This is a genomic window from Acidovorax sp. sic0104 (assembly GCF_019219095.1).
Taxonomy (GTDB): Bacteria; Pseudomonadota; Gammaproteobacteria; order Burkholderiales; family Burkholderiaceae_C; genus Acidovorax.
In genome coordinates this window covers 480,482-499,374 of sequence record NZ_JAHUWH010000001.1, presented here as the reverse complement: position 1 = coordinate 499,374, position 18,893 = coordinate 480,482, and the positions used below count along the sequence as shown (strand labels likewise).

Below are 18,893 nucleotides of genomic sequence, written 5' to 3'. Positions count from 1 at the left end.
TCGACAGGCTCAGCCCGAACGGCTGTTCACTGCGGCTGCGGCACGCTGACCGTGGTCAACGGGCCCTGCGCCGCCACTGGCGTATACGGCGCCACCGCCGTCGTGGCCGGCGGCGACAGGGCCAGGCCCGCGTCGCGCAGCGCTGCGAGGATGCTGAACAGCAGGTCGCTGCGCACGCCGCCCGCGTTGCGCGGGTTGCTCACGTAGCCGATGGCCAGGAAGGTGAGCGTGCCGTTCAGGATGCCTTCGAGCTGCACGATAGGCTCGGGGTTGTCCAGCACGCCTTCGTGCTGCTGGAAGGCCTGCAGGAGGAGGTCGCGCATGCGGGCGGCGTCCGTGTCCAGCGGCGCGGGCAGGCGCAGCAGCACGCGGCCCGGCGCACCGGTCAGCGTCATGTTGCGCACGGTCTTGGTGATGAATTCCGAGTTGGGCACGATGACGGTGGATCGGTCGCCCAGCTGGATTTCGGTGGCGCGCACGTTCACGCGGCGCACGTCGCCTTCGGTCTCGCCCAGCACCACCCAGTCGCCGACCCTCACGGGCCGCTCGGCCAGCAGGATCAGGCCCGAGATGAAGTTCTGCACGATGGCCTGCAGGCCGAAGCCGATGCCCACGGACAGTGCGCTGGCCACCCAGGCGATGCGCTCGACGCTGATGCCCAGGCCTGCCAGCGCGATGGCGATCACTGCCACGCCGCCCACATAGCCCAGCAGGGTGACGATGGAGCTGCGCATGCCTGGCTCGAGCGAGGTGTTGGGAAAGAACTGGTCGCTGAGCCAGCGCTTGAGGATGCGGATCATCACGAACCCGGCGCAGGCGATCGCCAGGGCCGTCAGCAGCGCCTGCGGCGCCAGCGTCACGCTGCCCACCTGCAGGGTCTGGTTCACGCTGCCACCCCGGCGGAACACCTCGTCGGGCGCCGTGCCCAGCGGCGCCAGCAGGGCGATCACCATGTAGAACAGCAGCACGACGCGCAATGCGCCCGAAGCGACCACGGCGCTCTGGTCCAGCAGTTTGCCGTCCAGGCCCAGGCCCTTGTGCAGGCGCTGGCCGAAACCGCCGCGCGAGGACAGCACGGCCTGCGCCACGTCTTCCACGAGTTCGAACAGAAGGTAGGTGGTGGCAAAGACCACACCGGTCCAGACCATCTGTCCGGCCAGCGTGTGCGCCAGGGCCACGAAGCCCAGCACCAGCATCACCAGGATGGCCAGGGCCGTGGCGGCTGCACCCGCCACGAGCAGGCCCATCCAGATCGGGCGAGGGGCTGCTGCCTGCGGCCCGGGCTCGCCAGGGTTGCCTTGCGCATCGGTGCCCGCGTCGGCGGATGGGGCGGCGGCGGTGGGCGCGCGCAGATGGCGCAGCGCGCACAGGATGACCAGGGCCATCAGCAGGGCCGACACGGCGTGCGCCGACACTTCGGCCGAGAGGCTGGCACCCACCACGCGATTGACTTCGATGACCAGGCCCCCGAGCACGGTGGTCAGGGCCAGCCACCAGGGGTAGGGGGCCAGGCGCGTGGCCAGTTCGTCCGACAGGGCGGTAAGGCGCCAGGAGCTGCGCTTGCGCGAGATCAGGGCGTGGCCCAGCGCGATCATGAACGCGGCAAACACCAGCAGTTGCAGCGTGGCGCGCTCAAAGGCCTGCAGGCGCGGGCTTGGGACTGCGTCCACAGTGAGCCCGCCCCAGGCCAATTGGCCCGCGAGGGCCAGCAGCATGGTGTGTACCAGCACGGACGCAAACGCCAGCAGCGAACGGCGCAGCCTCCCGGGCGGCAGCCGCGCCGGGGCCAGGCGCAGCAGCAGGCGCTCTGCCAGCCAGGTGCCGGCCACAGCCACGAACAAGGCCATCGCCAGGCTGACCACGAATCCCGTGCGGTGCGCGGGCTCCCAGGCCCGGGCTGCGGACTCCTGCAACTCGGCACCCAGTGACTGCAGGCGCGCCAGGTCGCCGGGAAACGCGCTGCGCACATTGCGCCAGAAAGTGCTGGTCAGGGGCGAGTCGATGCGCGTCGTCAGTGCGGTCTGGAACTGTTCGCGGCGCTGGCGGATGATGTCGGCGCCGCGTTGCTCCGCATCCACCGCGATCAGGCGCGCGAGCTTGAGCTCGGCGTCGATGCTGCTGCGCTCCTTGGCCAGCGCGCTGCGCTGTTGCGCGACGTCGGGCGCTTCTGCCGTGGCCCCTTTGTCCGGTGCCGGGCCCAGGCCGGCGAGCCGCGTATCGACGTCGGCCAGTGCTTCGGCGCGGCGCGCCGCCACCTGGGTGGCCGCCGTGCCGATGGCCGCGATGTCACTGAGCCATTGGCGGTAGTCGTCGTCTTCACCGATCTTGGCGGGGATGGCTTCCAGCCGGTCGCGCAGCGAGTCGACACTGGGAAGTTCGGGCTTTTCACTGGCAGCGCTGCTGGCTGCAGCGGCTGGGGCCGTGGCACGTCCCTGGGCGTGTGAGGGGGGCGCCGGCAGCGCGGCCAGCACCAGCACGAAGGCCAGGGAGGCTGCGCTGGCCGCCAGGCGGGCTCGTATGCAATGCAGTGTCATGCGCAGCATTGTGCTGCGCCCGCCGCCACCCTTGTGAAAGAGTGTTCGAGCCGGCGGCCCCGGGCTGGGAGTGGATCAGCCCGCAGGGCTGAACAGGTCGACCCGGTCGGTGATGATGCCGTCGGTGCCCAGGTCGATGAGCCGCTGTGCCGCCCAGTCGTCGTTGACGGTGTAGCTCAGCGTGCGCAGGCCCGAAGCCTTGGCCTGTGCGACCAGGGCGCTGTCCCACAGCGCGTGGTTGCACACGATGGCCACACAGCCCAGCTCGCGGGCGGCATCGAGGCAGCCGTCCCACAGTGCGTCGATCAGCAGCGCGCGCGGGATGTGCGGCGCGGTGGCGCGGGCGCCGGCCAGCGCGTCAGGCTTGAACGAGGAGAACAGCGGCGGCACGGCCTGGCCCTGCCACAGGCGTGCCGACAGCTCGCCCACCACCCGGCCGGTCTTTTCTTCGAGCCCCGGCGTGGGCTTGATCTCGATGTTGAGGAAGAAGCCGTTGGCGATGCAATAGCGCGCGAGGTTCTCCAGCGTGGGCAGCGGCTCGCCCGCATGGGCCCGCGAGTGCCAGCCGCCCGCGTCGAGCTGGGCCAGCTCGCTCCAAGGCAGGTCGCCGCCGGTGCCGTGGCCGTTGGTGGTGCGCTGCAGCGTGGCGTCGTGCATGAGGAAGGGCACGCCGTCGGCAGAGAGCTTGGCATCGCATTCGAACATGCGATAGCCGTGCTGCGCGCCCAGGCGGAACGCGGCCAGTGTGTTCTCGGGCGCCAGCTTGCCAGCGCCTCGGTGGGCGATCCAGCGGGGATAGGGCCAGGGGGCGGTCATCGTGGTGTCTTCCTTGGTGCGGTTGCGCTGCACGCGCACTTTGAAACTGGCGCGAACCAGGCCAGTGCCACCGTGGAACTGGCTCTGCCAGGCCGCGGGTGGCGTTCCTGTTCCCCGCTTCTCCGGCGCAGCCGGGAGAAGGGGGAAGGCGCGAAGCGCCTCAGGGGAATGTCACATCCTCTTTCCGGTGGTGGCGTCGAACGCGTGCAGGCGGTCGGCACGCGGCTGAACGTGAATCACGGACTCGGGCGCGGGCGAGTGCGTGCCTTCTTCCACGCGCACGATGATCTGCTCGCCGTTGATGCGGCCATAGATCAGGCGCTCGGCGCCCAGCAGTTCCACGGTTTCCACCGTCACGGCCCAGCCGTCGCCTGCAGTCACGTCCAGGTGCTCGGGTCGGATGCCCAGGATGGTGCCGGGAGCGGCGCTGGGGGCGTTCTTGAGCAGGTTCATCGGCGGCGAGCCGATGAAGCTGGCCACGAAGGTGGAGGCGGGCGTGTGGTAGACCTCCTCGGGCGTACCGAACTGCTCCATGTTGCCGGCGTTCATCACGATCATGCGCTCGGCCAGCGTCATGGCCTCGACCTGGTCGTGGGTCACGAACAGGCTGGTGATGCCGAGCTCGCGGTGCAGCTTCTGGATTTCCAGGCGGGTCTGTGCGCGCAGCTTGGCGTCCAGGTTGGACAGCGGCTCGTCGAACAGGAACACCTGGGGCTGGCGCACGATGGCGCGGCCCATGGCCACGCGCTGGCGCTGGCCGCCCGACAGCTCGCGCGGCTTGCGTTCGAGCAGGTGGCCGAGCTCCAGGATCTTGGCGGCCTTGTCCACGCGCGCCTTGATCTCTTCCTTGGGCACCTTGGCGATCTTCAGGCCATAGGCCATGTTCTCGAAGTTCGTCATGTGCGGGTACAGCGCGTAGTTCTGGAACACCATCGCGATGTCGCGCTGGGCGGGTTCCAGGTCATTGACCTTGCGCTCGCCGATGAACAGGTCGCCGCCGGAGATTTCTTCCAGGCCCGCCACCATGCGCAGCAGGGTGGATTTGCCGCAGCCCGAGGGGCCGACGATCACGATGAATTCACCGTCCTTGACCTCGGCATTGACGCCGTGGATGACCTGGTTGGCCTTGGGGCCCGTGCCGTAGCGTTTGACGATGTTGCGAAGGGATAGAGATGCCATTTTGCTATTGAATTGGTAGCTGCTAACGCAGATGGATAAAGCGGTAGGGGCTGATTTTCTTTACTTTTCGGTGTCCACCAGGCCCTTGACGAACCAGCGCTGCATCACCACCACCACGAAGGCGGGCGGCAGCATGGCCAGGAGGGCCGTTGCCATCACGATGTTCCATTCGTTGCCCGCGTCGCCACCGGCCAGCATGCGCTTGATGCCGATGACCACTGGGTACATGTCCTCGGACGTGGTCACCAGGAGCGGCCACAGGTACTGGTTCCAGCCGTAGATGAACTGGATCACGAACAGCGCGGCGATGGACGTGCGCGACAGCGGCACGAGAATGTCCTTGAAGAAGCGCATGGGTCCGGCGCCGTCCACACGTGCGGCTTCGACCAGCTCGTCGGGCACGGTGAGGAAGAACTGGCGGAACAGGAACGTGGCCGTGGCCGATGCGATCAGCGGCACCGTCAGGCCCGCATAACTGTTGAGCATGCCCAGGTCCGACACCACCTGGTAGGTAGGGCCGATCCGCACTTCCACGGGCAGCATCAGCGTGATGAAGATCAGCCAGAAGCAGATGCCCTTGAACGGGAAGCGGAAGTACACGATGGCGAACGCCGACAGCAGCGAGATAGCGATCTTGCCCACGGTGATGACGATGGCGGTGACGAAGCTCACCCACATCATGCGCGCCACCGGCGCGGTGGAGCCAGCGCCTGTGCCGCCGCCGAACAGCGCGTCGTGGTAGGTCTGCCAGAAGTTGTTGCCGGGCACCATGGGCATGGGCACCTGCACGATGTCCTGCGCGGTGTGCGTGGAGGCCACGAAGGCCAGGTACAGCGGGAAGCCGACGATGATCACGCCCAGCACCATGATGAGGTGCGAGAACGCGGTGAGATAAGGACTGCGCTCTACCATGCGAGGGCTCCAGGAGAGAAGGGCGATGAAGAAGACATGCGTGAATCAGTGGGCGCTGTCGCGCGTGCCACCGCGGAACCGGTTTTGCCGGGCCGCTGGAGGCGCCCCCTCGAGGGGGAGGCGCCAAAGGCGCTTCGGGGGGGAGTCATCTAGTACTGCACTTTCTTTTCGACGTAGCGGAACTGGATGACGGTCAGCACGACCACGATGGCCATCAGCACGACCGATTGCGCGGCCGAGCCGCCCATGTCCATGGCCTTGAAGCCGTCGTGGTACACCTTGTAGACCAGGATGGCGGTGTCGCGCCCCGGGCCGCCCTGCGTGGTGGAGTCCACGATGGCGAAGGTGTCGAAGAAGGCATAGACCACGTTGATCACCAACAGGAAGAAGGTGGTGGGCGAGAGCAGCGGGAACTGGATGCTCCAGAACCGGCGCCAGGGGCCGGCGCCATCGATCGAGGCTGCCTCGATCAGCGATTTGGGGATGGACTGCAACCCTGCCAGGAAGAACAGGAAGTTGTAGGAGATCTGCTTCCACACGGCTGCGATCACGATCAGCGACATCGCGTGGTCGGAGTTGAGCATGTGGTTCCAGTTGAAGCCCGACTGGCGCAGCATGTAGGCCACCACACCGAGGGATGGCGAGAACATGAACATCCACAGCACACCGGCCACGGCCGGAGCCACTGCGTAGGGCAGCAGCAGCGCGGTCTTGTAGACGATGGCGCCCTTGATGATGCGATCGGCAAAGATGGCCAGCATCAGCGACAGGCAGATGCCGACCGCCGCCACCAGGATCGAGAAGAAGGCCGTTGTCTTGAACGAGGCCAGGTAGCCCGGGTCTTCGAACAGGGTCTTGAAGTTGTCGAGGCCCACCCATTCCTTGGACAGGCCGAAGCTGTCCTGCATCTGAAAGGATTGCACCAGGGCCTGGCCCGCGGGCCAGAAGAAGAAGACGCTGATGATGACCAACTGGGGCGCTATCAGCACCCAGGGCAGCCACGCAGAGCGAAAGAGAACGCGTTTTTCCATGTCCAGACTCTCAAAAAGAAAACCCCGCCGCCCCGTGAACCATGCTGGCTGACGGGGCGGCGGGCTTTCGATGCCGCCCTTCTGTCGGGAGGGGCGGCACCGACAGATGGTGGACCGTACTTACTTGTTGGCGCGTGCGAAGCGGGCCAGCTGTTCGTTGCCACGGGTCACAGCGGTGTCCAGGGCTTCCTTGGGCGACTTCTTGCCGGACCAGATCTGTTCGGTTTCTTCGTCGATGATGGTGCGGATCTGCACGAAGTTGCCCAGGCGGATGCCGCGCGACTTGTCGGTGGCCTTGCGGATCATCTGCGTCACGGCCACGTCGGTGCCGGGGTTCTTTTCATAGAAGCCCGATGCCTCGGTCAGCTTGTACGCGGCGGTGGTCACGGGCAGGTAGCCGGTGCGTTGATGGCTGGCGGCCTGGACTTTGGTGTCGTTCAGGAAGTTCAGGAAGTCTGCGACGCCCTTGTATTCCTCGGCCTTCTTGCCGGACATGATCCAGAGGCTGGCGCCACCGATGGCGGTGTTCTGGGGGGCGCCCTTCACATCCGCGTAGTAGGGCAGGGCCGAGATGCCGTAGGCGAACTTGGCTTCCTTGGCCACGCGGGCATACAGGCCCGACGAGCCGGTGATCATGGCGCACTCGCCCGAGGGGAACGATGCGTCAGGCGCGTTGCCGCGGCCCTTGTAGACAAAGCTGCCATCCTTGGAGGCCTTGGCCAGGTTCTCGAAGTGGCGCACGTGCAGCGGGGTGTTGATTTCCAGCTTGGCATCGTTGCCGTCAAAGCCGTTGTTCTTGGACGCGAACAGCGTGTTGTGCCACAGCGAGAAGCTCTCGAGCTGCGTCCAGCTGATCCAGCTGGTGGTGAAGGGGCAGCTGTGGCCGCTGGCCTTGAGCTTGGTCGCGGCGGCGAACACCTCAGGCCAGGTCTTGGGCGCCTTTTCAGGGTCCAGGCCGGCCTTCTTGAAGGCGTCCTTGTTGTAATAGAAGATGGTGGTGGAGCTGTTGAGCGGGTAGCTCAGCATCTGGCCGTTGGGCGCCGTGTAGTAGCCGGCCACTGCCGACACGTACTGCGTGGGGTCGAACTTGAAGCCGCCGTCATTGAGCACCTTGGCTGCGGGCACGATGGCGCCCTTGCTGGCCATCATGGTGGCGGTGCCCACTTCGAACACCTGGATGATGTGGGGCGCATTGCCGGCACGGAAGGCGGCGATGGCGCCAGTCATGGATTCGTCATACGTGCCCTTGTAGGTGGGCACCACCTTGTACTTGGTCTGGCTGGCGTTGTATTGCTTGGCCAGGTCATTGACCCAGTCGCCAAGCGCCGCGCTCATGGAGTGCCACCACTGGATCTCGACCGGTGCCTGGGCTTGAGCGGGGAGACAGGCCGACATGGCGATGGCAGCACAAACCGCCAGATGCTTCGTTTGCATGAATATGTCCTCTGAGAATGACGAAAAACACAAGGGCCGAATGCTAGGCGGCCCGTGTGTCATTGATATGTCGTTGTCGCATGCCCTTTGGGCGTGCAACAACCGGGAAACCCCTTGGGATTCCCCGTAAGGGATGCGATTGTGACCTTTTTGTGACAATGTGCGACGCATTTACCGAGGCTTGCAAGGTTTTGTGCGATGCACCATGCTGGTGACCGCACGCGCTTTGCCGCTTGCCCGGTTCGTTCGCGCCGTCAGCGCGCCGGATCTTTCTTCTTCACTCCATCCTTCCTATTGCCATGGCTACCAATTCGCTGGACAAGAACAAGATCAAATTCCTGCTGCTCGAGGGCATCCACGCTTCCGCCGTGGATGTGATCCGTGCGGCGGGCTACACCCAGATCGAAACCGTGTCCGGCGCGCTGCCCGACGAAGAACTCAAGCGCAAGATCGCCGACGTGCACTTCCTGGGCATCCGCTCGCGCACGCAGCTCACGCAGGAGGTGTTCTCTCACGCGCAGAAGCTGGTGGCCGTGGGCTGCTTTTGCATCGGCACCAACCAGGTGGACCTGGACGCCGCGCGCGAGCGGGGCATAGCGGTGTTCAACGCGCCGTACTCCAACACCCGCTCGGTGGCCGAGCTCGTGCTGGCAGAAGCCATCCTGCTCCTGCGCGGCATTCCCGAGAAGAACGCCGTGGCCCACCGCGGCGGCTGGCTCAAGTCGGCGGACAACGCGTACGAGATCCGTGGCAAGACCCTGGGCATCGTTGGCTACGGCTCCATCGGCACGCAGCTGTCGGTGCTGGCCGAGGCGCTGGGCATGCACGTGGCCTTCTTCGACGTGGTCAACAAGCTGCCGCTGGGCAATGCCCGCCAGGTGCACCACCTTCACGAACTGCTGGGCCAGAGCGACATCGTGAGCCTGCACGTGCCCGAGCTGCCCTCCACCGAAGGCATGATCGGCCCGGCCGAAATCGCGGCCCTCAAGCCCGGCGCCATCCTGATCAATGCCGCCCGTGGCACGGTGGTGGACATCGACGCCCTGGCGGGTGCGCTCAAGGCCAAGAAGCTGCTGGGCGCGGCCATCGACGTGTTCCCGGTCGAGCCGCGCACCAACAAGGACGAGTTCCAGTCCCCCCTGCGGGGCCTGGACAACGTGATCCTCACCCCGCACGTGGGCGGCTCCACGATGGAAGCCCAGGCCAACATCGGCCTGGAAGTGGCCGAGAAGCTGGTGAAGTACAGCGACAACGGCACCAGCACGTCGTCGGTCAACTTCCCCGAGGTGGCGCTGCCCGCCCACCCGGGCAAGCACCGACTGCTGCACATCCACCGCAATGTGCCGGGCGTGCTGTCCGAGATCAATCGCATCTTCTCGGACAACAGGATCAACATCTCTGCCCAGTACCTGCAGACCAACGAGAAGATCGGCTACGTGGTGATCGACATCGATGCAGCCTCGTCAGACCTGGCGCTGGACAAGCTGGCCAAGGTGGAGGGCACGCTGCGCAGCCGCGTATTGTTCTGACACTTTGCACGGCCTGCCGCTGCAGGTCCGCGGGCTGCGGTCCGGCAGGGGAGAGGGCGGTGGCTTAAAATCGCGCCCCCAAGGCTCATGGGCGCTGTGCGCCCGCCCCAGGTAGATCCCCCATGAATGTTCCGATTGCGTTGGCTGCCTTGCAGGCGCAGGCCGCCGAGCCCGCCCGTCTGCGCGAGATTCCCTATAACTACACCTCGTTCTCCGACCGGGAGATCGTGATCCGCCTGCTGGGCTCCGCCTCGTGGGATGTGCTGGACCAGCTGCGCAAGGAGCGCCGCACTGGGCGCTCCGCCCGCATGCTGTACGAGGTGCTGGGCGATATCTGGGTCGTGCAGCGCAACCCCTACCTGCAGGACGACCTGCTGGACAACCCGGCCCGTCGCAAGCTTCTGGTGGATGCCTTGCAGCACCGCCTGGGCGAAGTCGACAAGCGCCGCACCCCCGCCGACGACGCCGGGCGCGACCGCCTGGTGGGCGAGCTGGTCGTGGCCGCGCGCCGTGCGGTGGCCGAATTCAACGCCACCTTCGAGCAGGCCGCGCAGCTGCGCCGCCAGATCCAGAAGACGCTGGGGCGCCTGACGGCCAAGGACAACATCAAGTTCGACGGTCTCTCGCGCGTGAGCCATGTGACCGACGCCACCGACTGGCGCGTCGAATACCCGTTCGTGGTGCTCACGCCCGACACCGAGGCCGAGATGGCCGGCCTGGTCAAGGGCTGCATCGAACTGGGCCTGACCATCATTCCGCGTGGGGGCGGCACCGGCTACACCGGCGGCGCGATTCCGCTGACCTGGAAGAGCGCGGTCATCAACACCGAAAAGCTCGAAGCCATGACCGAGGTGGAGATGCGCCGCCTGCCGGGCATGGACAGCGAGGTGGGCACGGTGTGGACCGAGGCCGGCGTGGTCACCCAGCGGGTGGCCGACGCGGCCGAGCGCGCGGGCTTCGTCTTCGCGGTGGACCCGACCAGCGCCGAAGCCAGCTGCATCGGCGGCAATATCGCCATGAACGCGGGCGGCAAGAAGGCCGTGCTGTGGGGCACGGCACTCGACAACCTGGCCAGCTGGCGCATGGTCACGCCCGACGCCCAGTGGCTGGAAGTGACCCGCCTGGACCACAACATGGGCAAGATCCACGACGTGGAGACGGCCACCTTCGAGCTGCAGTACTTCGAGGCCGACGGCAAGACGCCCGTGCGCACCGAGACGCTGGCCATCCCGGGCAAGACCTTCCGCAAGGAGGGCCTGGGCAAGGACGTGACGGACAAGTTCCTCTCGGGCCTGCCCGGTATCCAGAAGGAAGGCTGCGACGGCCTGATCACCAGCGCGCGCTGGGTGGTGCACCGCATGCCCGAGCACACGCGCACCGTGTGCATGGAGTTCTTTGGCAACGCCAAGGACGCGGTGCCCAGCATCGTCGAGATCAAGGACTACATGTTCGCCGAGCAAAAGCGCAGTGGCGTGCTGCTGGCCGGCCTGGAGCACCTGGACGACCGGTATCTGAAGGCCGTGGGCTACGCCACCAAGAGCAAGAAGGGCAATGGCGGCCTGCCCAAGATGGTGCTCATCGGGGACATCGCGGGCGACAACGCCGACGAGGTGGCGCGCGTGACCAGCGAGGTGGTGCGCATCGCCAACTCGCGCAGCGGCGAAGGCTTCATCGCCATCAGCGCCGACGCGCGCAAGAAGTTCTGGGCCGACCGCAAGAAGACGGCCGCCATCAGCCGCCACACCAACGCCTTCAAGATCAACGAAGACGTGGTCATCCCGCTGCCCCGCATGGCCGAGTACACCGACGGCATCGAGCGCATCAACATCGAACTCTCCCTGCGCAACAAGCTCAAGCTGTGCGATGCGCTGACCGAGTTCTTCGAGCGTGGCAACCTGCCGCTGGGCAAGCACGACGCGGACGACGAGGTCCCGTCGCCCGAGCTGCTGCAGGAACGCGTGGCGCAGGCCATCGCCCTGGTGCAGGACGTTCGTGCGCTGTGGCAAGGCTGGCTGCACGATGTGCAGGCGCTGTTCCCGCAACTGCAGGACCACACCCTGCGCGCCAGCTGGAAGACGCAGCTGCGGGCGCCGCTGTCGGGCATCTTCACCGGGGCGGCGTTCAAGCCCATCCTTCAGGAAGTGACCGCCATCCACCAGCGCGTGCTCAAGGGCCGTGTCTGGGTGGCCCTGCACATGCACGCCGGCGACGGCAATGTGCACACCAACCTGCCGGTCAACAGCGACGACTACGAGATGCTGCAGACCGCGCACGAGGCGGTGGAGCGCATCATGGTGCTGGCGCGCAGCCTGGATGGAGTGATCTCGGGCGAGCACGGCATCGGTATCACCAAGCTCGAATTCCTGACCGACGACGAACTGCGCCCGTTCGCGCAATACAAGCAGAAGGTGGACCCGGAGGGCCGGTTCAACAAAGGCAAGTTGCTACGAAATCAGGAGCTACCGGCGCTTTCTGGAAGGGCGTTGGAGGCCGATTCGGCATCAAACCCCGTGCGCCACGCCGACCTGACCAACGCCTACACGCCGAGCTTCGGCCTCATGGGTCACGAGTCGCTGATCATGCAGCAGAGCGACATCGGCGCCATCGCCGATTCGGTCAAGGACTGCCTGCGCTGCGGCAAGTGCAAGCCCGTTTGCTCCACGCACGTGCCGCGCGCCAACCTGCTGTACAGCCCGCGCAACAAGATCCTGGCCACCTCGCTGCTGGTCGAGGCCTTCCTGTACGAAGAGCAGACGCGCCGCGGCGTGTCCATCAAGCACTGGCAGGAATTTGAAGACGTGGCCGACCACTGCACGGTGTGCCACAAGTGCGAGAGCCCCTGCCCGGTGAAGATCGACTTCGGCGACGTCACCATGAACATGCGCAACCTGCTGCGCAAGATGGGCAAGAAGAGCTTTAGGCCCGGCAACAAGCTGGCGATGACCATGCTCAACGCCACCAACCCGGACACCATCAAGTTCATGCGCAGCGCCATGGTGGACGTGGGCTTCAAGGCCCAGCGCATGGCCGTGGACCTGCTGCGCAAGGTGGCCCGCAAGCAGACCGCCAAGCCGCCGGCCACGGTGGGCACCGCGCCCGTCAAGGAGCAGGTGATCCACTTCATCAACAAGAAGCTGCCCGGCGGCCTGCCCAAGAAGACGGCGCGCGCGCTGCTGGACATCGAAGACAAGGACTACGTGCCCATCATCCGCAACCCGGCCGCCACCACGGCCGAGACGGAGGCGGTGTTCTACTTCCCCGGCTGCGGGTCGGAGCGGCTGTTCTCGCAGGTCGGTCTGGCCACCCAGGCCATGCTCTGGCACGCAGGTGTGCAGACGGTGCTGCCCCCGGGCTACCTGTGCTGCGGCTACCCGCAGCGCGGCAGCGGCCAGTTCGACAAGGCCGAGAAGATGATCACGGACAACCGCGTGCTCTTCCACCGCGTGGCCAACACGCTGAACTACCTGGACATCAAGACCGTGGTCGTCAGCTGCGGCACCTGCTACGACCAGCTGCAGGGTTATGAATTCGGCAAGATCTTCCCCGGCAGCCGCATCATCGACATCCACGAATACCTGCTGGAGAAGGGCATCACGCTGCAGGGCAAGGGCGCCTACCTGTACCACGAGCCCTGCCACAACCCCATGAAGCAGCAGGACTCGATGAAGACCGTGAAGGCGCTGGTGGGCGAGCAGGTCTTGAAGAGCGACCGCTGCTGCGGCGAGTCGGGCACGCTGGGCGTGACGCGGCCGGACGTGTCCACGCAGGTGCGCTTTCGCAAGGAGGAGGAAATCAGAAAGGGCGAAGCCAGGCTGCGCGAAAGCGGTGCTGTGGCCGAGAAGGATAACGTGAAGATCCTCACCAGCTGCCCCAGCTGCCTGCAGGGCCTGAACCGCTACCAGGACGACCTGCAGAACGGCTTGCTCGAAGCCGACTACATCGTGGTCGAGATGGCGCGCGAGATCCTGGGCGAGAACTGGATGCCCGAGTACGTGCAGCGCGCCAACGGCGGCGGCATCGAGCGGGTGCTGGTCTAGAAATGAAGCACCCCCTGAGTCGCTTCGCGCCTTCCCCCTCTCTCGCTGCGTGGGAGGGGAACGCACCCGGTGGCCTGGCAAAGCCAGTTCCACGGGTGCACTGGCTTGGCGCGCGCCGGTTTCACACCAGGTGGGTGTTCGCAAGCAGTGCGGGGGATTCCCAATGAGCTGCCCCCTGTGTGCCGAAGACGGCGGCGCGCTGGTCTGGCGCGGTGAACGCCAGCGCGTCATCCGCGCGAACGAGGCGGGCTTTCCGGGGTTCTACCGCGTGGTGTGGAACGCGCACGTGGCCGAGTTCTCGGACCTGTCGGCAGCCGAGCGCAACCACTGCATGGAGGCGGTGACGCGGGTGGAGCAGGCGCTGCGCGAGCATCTTGCGCCCACCAAGGTCAACATCGCGGCGCTGGGCAACATGGTGCCCCACCTGCACTGGCACGTGATCGCCCGGTTTGACTGGGACAGCCACTTTCCCTCGCCCGTGTGGGCGGCGGCGCAGCGGCCGAGCCCGGCGCAGCGGGAAGACGGCGTGCGGGAGCGCCTGCCACAGGTCGAAGACGCCATGCGCCAGTCGCTGGGCCTGCTCGTGCTGCCTTGACGCGGCCCGTGGTTGACCCTGATCGCAGCGTGCGCCGCCGCAGCACACCACAATCCGCACCATCACAGTTTTCTCACGGGGGAGTTCCATGTCAGGTTTGAAAGCGGGCGCGCCCACGCCGCAGGCGATCACGGTGCACGAGGCTTCGCGGGTGCTCGAAGTCGGGTTTTCCGACGGCGCCACGTTCCGCATTCCGTTCGAGCTGATGCGCGTGTATTCGCCCTCTGCCGAAGTGCAGGGCCACGGCCCGGGGCAAGAAGTGCTGCAGACCGGCAAGCGCGGCGTGGCGCTGGTCAACCTGGAGCCCGTGGGCAACTACGCGGTCAAGCCCACGTTTTCCGATGGCCACGACAGCGGCATCTTCACCTGGGACTACCTCTACGAGCTGGGCCTGAAGCAGGACGCGCTGTGGACGCAGTACACCGAGCGCCTGGCAGCAGCCGGCGTGGACCGCGACGCGCCGATGGTGCCCAAGGGTGGTGCAGGTGGCCATGCCTGCGGAGGCCATTGACAGGCAGCACAAGCCCCTGTTGACCAATGTGCTATTGAAAAAGGAGCTGCTGGCGCAATATGGACAAGCGTTGGCGGCCGTTTTCTCTTTGATGGCGTTGTCCTAATTGCGACACAAGCCCCATTTCAGTGCGGGGTTGTCGCTGTACCTGTGGCGCTCGCGCGCCTAGCATGAAACTTATGAGCACCACGCATTTTGGTTTTCAGTCGGTCGACGAGCAGGAAAAGGCGCGCCACGTGCGCGGCGTGTTCGACTCGGTCGCATCCAAATACGATGTGATGAACGACCTCATGTCCGCCGGCATGCACCGCGCCTGGAAGGCCTACACCGTGATGGTTGCCAACCTGCGCGAAGGCAGCCAGGTGCTGGACATCGCGGGCGGCACGGGCGACCTGGCGCTGGCTTTCTCGAAGAAGGTGGGCGCCACCGGCCGCGTGGTGCACACCGACATCAATGAAGCCATGCTGCGCGTGGGCCGCGACCGCCTCATCGATGCGGGTGTGGTGCTGCCCACCATGGTGTGCGACGCCGAGGCGCTGCCGTTTCCCGACGCGCATTTCGACGTGGTGAGCGTGGCCTTCGGCCTGCGCAACATGACGCACAAGGACAAGGCCATTGCCGAGATGTGCCGCGTGCTCAAGCCCGGCGGCAAGCTGCTGGTGCTCGAATTCTCCAAGGTGGCCAAGCCGCTCGAGAAAGCCTACGACTGGTATTCCTTCAAGGTGTTGCCCCGGCTGGGCAAGCTGGTGGCGGGCGACGATGCCAGCTACCGCTACCTGGCCGAATCGATCCGCATGCATCCGGGCCAGGAAGAACTCAAAAGCCTCATGCAAAAAAATGGCTTTGGGCATGTGGACTATCACAACATGACTGGGGGCATCGTGGCCCTCCATGTTGGAATCAAGTGCTGAGTGGTTCACTCGGCGATTAACGGAGACGGAGAACTCATGATGAAACTGTGGTCTGTGGTGTTGGTAGCGATGCTGGCGTTTGCGCACGCGGACGCCGACGCCCGGCGTATGGGCGGCGGCAAGTCGGTGGGCAAGCAGTCCAGCAATGTGACGCAGCGCGAGTCGGCCACGCCGCCCGCGACCCCTGGCGCCCCGGCGCAGAACGCGACCAACGCAGCGGCAGCCAAGCCTGCTGCTCCCGGCGCCGCGCCGGCCGCAGCGGCCCCGGCCAAGAAGCCATGGGGCGCCATGCTGGGTGGCCTGGCCGCCGGCCTGGGCCTGGCCTGGCTTGCCCACTCGCTGGGCATGGGCGCAGGCTTTGCCAACTTCCTGATGATTGCGCTGCTGGCCGTGGCCGCGTTCGCGATCTTCAAGATGGTGATGCGTTCGCGCAGCGGCGGTGCCAGCAATGGCGGCGCGGCAGCCGGCGGTTCGCCGTTTGCCTTCCAGGGCGCAGGCGCGGGCGCCGGTGCGGCGACCCCCTCCGCAGCGCAGGTGCCGCCCCAGTACAGCCCCAACAACGTGGGCAACGACGCATCCGCTCGCCCCTGGGAGCGCAGCAGCATGGCGTTTGACGCCTCGCGGGCCGCGCAGCAAGGCGGTGCGGGCACGGGCGTGGTCATCGGCTCGGGCCTGTCGGGATCGCAGAACTGGGGCGTTCCGTCTGACTTCGACACCGACGGCTTCCTGTCGGCCGCCAAGCGCAACTTCGTCACGCTGCAGGCCGCCTGGGACCGCTCGGACATCAACACGCTGCGCTCCATGATGACGGACAGCATGCTTGACGAGATCCGCACCCAGCTGACCGAGCGCGAAGCGCACCGTGGCGTGCAGCCCAACCATACCGACGTGGTCATGATCGAGGCCCAGCTGCTGGGCATCGAAGACCTGGGCGACGGCTACATGGCCAGCGTGGAGTTCTCCGGCATGATCCGCGAGGAGCCGTCGGCCGGCCCGAGCCCGTTCCGCGAGGTCTGGAACATGACCAAGCCCAAGTCCGGCGGCAGCGGCTGGCTGGTGGCGGGCGTGCAAGCCCTGCAGTAACACAAAAGGCAATGCTTCCCAAGGGCTTACCAGCGCTTGGGGCGCATGCCAGTTCAGGGAATAATCGGGGACTATGGCAACACCACAGTCCCCTTTTCCATTTCTGAACGGCCTTTTCGAGCGCGTGGCCGCTGGCCCGCAGCCGCCGCAGTGGCTGGTCCACGAGGTTCAGCAGCGCGTGGTGCTGTTCCTCAACCACGTGCTGATGCAGGAGAAGGAGGCCACCGACCGCCTGGTGCGCCAGAAAGGCCGCATCGCCCGCGTGCAATGGCGTGCCTATTCGATGGCCCTGGTGATCACGCCCGCAGGGCTGTTCAACCTGGCACCCGAGGCCGCGGTGCCCGACCTGCGGCTCGAAGTGACCGAAACCTCGCCCTTCGCGCTGGCCCAGACCGCTCTGCGCGGCGACAAGCCCACCATCCGCATCGAAGGCGACGTGCAGCTCGCGGCCGAGATCAACTGGCTGGTCGACCATGTGCGCTGGGATGTGGAGGAAGACCTGGCCCGCGTGATCGGCGATGCGCCAGCCCACACGGTGTCGCAGGTCGCGCGGCGCGCAGCCCAGGCACTGCGCCAGTTCGTGGGCTCGCGCGTGGCGCCCTCGGCCTCTGGCACCGCAGTGGTGCCGGTGCCGCCCGTGCAGCCTGTAGCGCCCGAGGCGCCTGCCAGCAGCCCTGACCGGTCCGGCGCATGAAACAATTTCTGAGGGGTGGCACCATCCTGTGGGTGGTGTTCCGCTACGGTCTGGACGGCCTGCTGCTCGACAGCTTCCAGAAGCCCTGGCTGCGGGCTGCGTCCCGCATCCTGTCGATGGGGCGCAAGCTCGATGCACCGCGCGGCCAGCGCCTGCGAGAGGCGCTGGAGCAGCTCGGCCCCATCTTCGTGAAGTTCGGCCAGGTGCTGTCCACCCGGCGCGACCTGTTGCCCCCCGACGTGGCCGATGAGCTGGCCCGGCTGCAGGACAGGGTCCCCCCCTTCGACCCCGAGATCGCCGTTGCCACCGTCGAGCGCGCCTTTCGCCGTCCCATCGGCGAGGTGTTCACCACGTTCGATCGCGTGCCGGTGGCCAGCGCGTCGATCGCGCAGGTGCATTTCGCCACGCTGCGCGACCGCCACGGCATCGAGCGCGAGGTCGCCGTCAAGGTGCTGCGCCCGGGCATGCTGCCGGTGATCGAGAAGGATCTGAGCCTCATGCGCATGATGGCCGGCTGGGTCGAGGGACTGTCCGCCGACGGCAAGCGCCTCAAGCCCCGCGAGGTGGTGGCCGAGTTCGACAACTACCTGCACGACGAGCTCGATCTGGTGCGCGAGGCCGCCAATGCGGCGCAGCTGCGCCGCAACATGCAGGGCCTGGATCTGGTGCTGATCCCCGAGATCTTCTGGGACTTCTGCCATGCCGAGGTCATGGTGATGCAGCGCATGAACGGCGTGCCCATCAGCCAGATGGACCGGCTGCGCGAGGCAGGGGTGGACATCCCCAAGCTGGCGCGCGACGGCGTCACCATCTTCTTCACCCAGGTGTTCCGCGACGGGTTCTTCCACGCCGACATGCACCCGGGCAACATACAGGTCAGCCTGGACCCCGCCACCTTCGGCCGCTACATCTCGCTCGACTTTGGCATCGTCGGCACGCTCACCGAATCGGACAAGGAATATCTGGCGCAGAACTTCGTGGCGTTCTTTCGCCGCGATTACAAGCGCGTGGCCGAGCTGCACATCGAAAGCGGCTGGGTGCCGCCTGAAACACGGGTGAACGACCTGGAGTCGGCCATCCGCGCTGTGTGCGAGCCGTACTTCGACCGGCCGCTCAAGGAGATCTCGCTGGGCATGGTGCTGATGCGCCTGTTTCAGACCTCCCGGCGCTTCCATGTGGAAATCCAGCCCCAGTTGGTGCTGCTGCAAAAGACCCTTCTCAACATCGAGGGACTGGGCCGCGAGCTGGACCCGGACCTGGACCTGTGGAGCACCGCCAAGCCCTTCCTCGAGAAGTGGATGCTCGAGCAGATGGGGCCGCAGCGCCTGTGGCGCGAGCTGCGCGCCGAGGCACCGCACTACGCCAAGCTGGTGCCGGAACTGCCCCGGCTGATGCATGACTACCTGCGCCACAAGCCGCAGGACCACCGCCGCGAACTGCTGGAACTGCTGGCCGAGCAAAAACGCACCAACAAGCTGCTGCACGCGATGATCTACGTGGGCGTGGGCTTCATCACAGGCTTCCTGTTCTTCGTGCTGGTACAGCAGTTGCAAGTGCTTTACCGGTTCCGTATTTTCTAGTTTCCGTTTTCCGTTCTTTTTTCTTCACCTTCGCGACATTGAGGAGC

At 66.1% G+C, this 18,893-nt stretch carries 14 protein-coding genes; 8 read left to right on the top strand and 6 right to left on the bottom strand.

The genetic code is table 11. The features are described 5' to 3' along the window. Positions 1 to 26: 26 nt before the first annotated feature. The 6 genes from KW835_RS02290 to ugpB form a co-directional block, all read right to left on the bottom strand. On the bottom strand, positions 27 to 2,534 hold the full coding sequence (locus KW835_RS02290) for a DUF3772 domain-containing protein (RefSeq protein WP_255593196.1): 2,508 nt from the start codon (positions 2,532 to 2,534) through the stop codon (positions 27 to 29). A 75-nt stretch (positions 2,535 to 2,609) separates the two neighbouring features. Continuing rightward, positions 2,610 to 3,350 carry a glycerophosphodiester phosphodiesterase gene (ugpQ, locus tag KW835_RS02285; protein WP_218380651.1) on the bottom strand — a complete coding sequence of 247 codons (741 nt, stop codon included), beginning with the start codon at positions 3,348 to 3,350 and terminating at the stop codon, positions 2,610 to 2,612. Positions 3,351 to 3,521: 171 nt separating this feature from the next. Then, positions 3,522 to 4,529: a sn-glycerol-3-phosphate ABC transporter ATP-binding protein UgpC gene (gene ugpC / locus KW835_RS02280; protein ID WP_218380650.1), complete on the bottom strand. Its 1,008-nt coding sequence runs from the start codon at positions 4,527 to 4,529 to the stop codon at positions 3,522 to 3,524. Positions 4,530 to 4,589: 60 nt separating this feature from the next. Beyond that, on the bottom strand, positions 4,590 to 5,441 hold the full coding sequence (gene ugpE / locus KW835_RS02275) for a sn-glycerol-3-phosphate ABC transporter permease UgpE (protein ID WP_218380649.1): 852 nt from the start codon (positions 5,439 to 5,441) through the stop codon (positions 4,590 to 4,592). Between the two features lie 149 nt (positions 5,442 to 5,590). Further along, positions 5,591 to 6,472, bottom strand: a complete 882-nt coding sequence (ugpA, locus tag KW835_RS02270) for a sn-glycerol-3-phosphate ABC transporter permease UgpA (protein WP_218380648.1) — start codon at positions 6,470 to 6,472, stop codon at positions 5,591 to 5,593. A gap of 120 nt (positions 6,473 to 6,592) precedes the next feature. Further along, on the bottom strand, positions 6,593 to 7,906 hold the full coding sequence (gene ugpB / locus KW835_RS02265; RefSeq protein ID WP_218380647.1) for a sn-glycerol-3-phosphate ABC transporter substrate-binding protein UgpB: 1,314 nt from the start codon (positions 7,904 to 7,906) through the stop codon (positions 6,593 to 6,595). 299 nt (positions 7,907 to 8,205) lie between these two features. Here ugpB and serA point away from each other — a divergent pair, with 299 nt between their 5' ends. From serA to ubiB, 8 genes are all read left to right on the top strand, one after another. Next, a complete protein-coding gene (gene serA / locus KW835_RS02260; RefSeq protein WP_218380646.1) occupies positions 8,206 to 9,435 on the top strand; it encodes a phosphoglycerate dehydrogenase in 1,230 nt (409 codons plus the stop codon). A gap of 122 nt (positions 9,436 to 9,557) precedes the next feature. Next, positions 9,558 to 13,472: an FAD/FMN-binding oxidoreductase gene (locus KW835_RS02255; RefSeq protein ID WP_218380645.1), complete on the top strand. Its 3,915-nt coding sequence runs from the start codon at positions 9,558 to 9,560 to the stop codon at positions 13,470 to 13,472. 163 nt (positions 13,473 to 13,635) lie between these two features. After that, on the top strand, positions 13,636 to 14,067 hold the full coding sequence (locus KW835_RS02250; protein ID WP_218380644.1) for an HIT family protein: 432 nt from the start codon (positions 13,636 to 13,638) through the stop codon (positions 14,065 to 14,067). A gap of 88 nt (positions 14,068 to 14,155) precedes the next feature. Next, positions 14,156 to 14,578, top strand: coding sequence for a gamma-butyrobetaine hydroxylase-like domain-containing protein (locus KW835_RS02245; RefSeq protein ID WP_218380643.1), 423 nt, complete (start codon positions 14,156 to 14,158; stop codon positions 14,576 to 14,578). A gap of 179 nt (positions 14,579 to 14,757) precedes the next feature. Beyond that, complete coding sequence (ubiE, locus tag KW835_RS02240; protein ID WP_218380642.1) at positions 14,758 to 15,489, top strand: bifunctional demethylmenaquinone methyltransferase/2-methoxy-6-polyprenyl-1,4-benzoquinol methylase UbiE; 732 nt, start codon at positions 14,758 to 14,760, stop codon at positions 15,487 to 15,489. A gap of 36 nt (positions 15,490 to 15,525) precedes the next feature. Continuing rightward, positions 15,526 to 16,572 carry a Tim44 domain-containing protein gene (locus KW835_RS02235; RefSeq protein ID WP_218380641.1) on the top strand — a complete coding sequence of 349 codons (1,047 nt, stop codon included), beginning with the start codon at positions 15,526 to 15,528 and terminating at the stop codon, positions 16,570 to 16,572. Between the two features lie 73 nt (positions 16,573 to 16,645). Continuing rightward, positions 16,646 to 17,266 carry an SCP2 domain-containing protein gene (locus KW835_RS02230; protein WP_218380640.1) on the top strand — a complete coding sequence of 207 codons (621 nt, stop codon included), beginning with the start codon at positions 16,646 to 16,648 and terminating at the stop codon, positions 17,264 to 17,266. Then, complete coding sequence (ubiB, locus tag KW835_RS02225) at positions 17,263 to 18,846, top strand: ubiquinone biosynthesis regulatory protein kinase UbiB (RefSeq protein ID WP_218380639.1); 1,584 nt, start codon at positions 17,263 to 17,265, stop codon at positions 18,844 to 18,846. The genes KW835_RS02230 and ubiB overlap by 4 nt, the downstream gene beginning before the upstream one ends. The last annotated feature ends 47 nt before the right edge of the window (positions 18,847 to 18,893 follow it).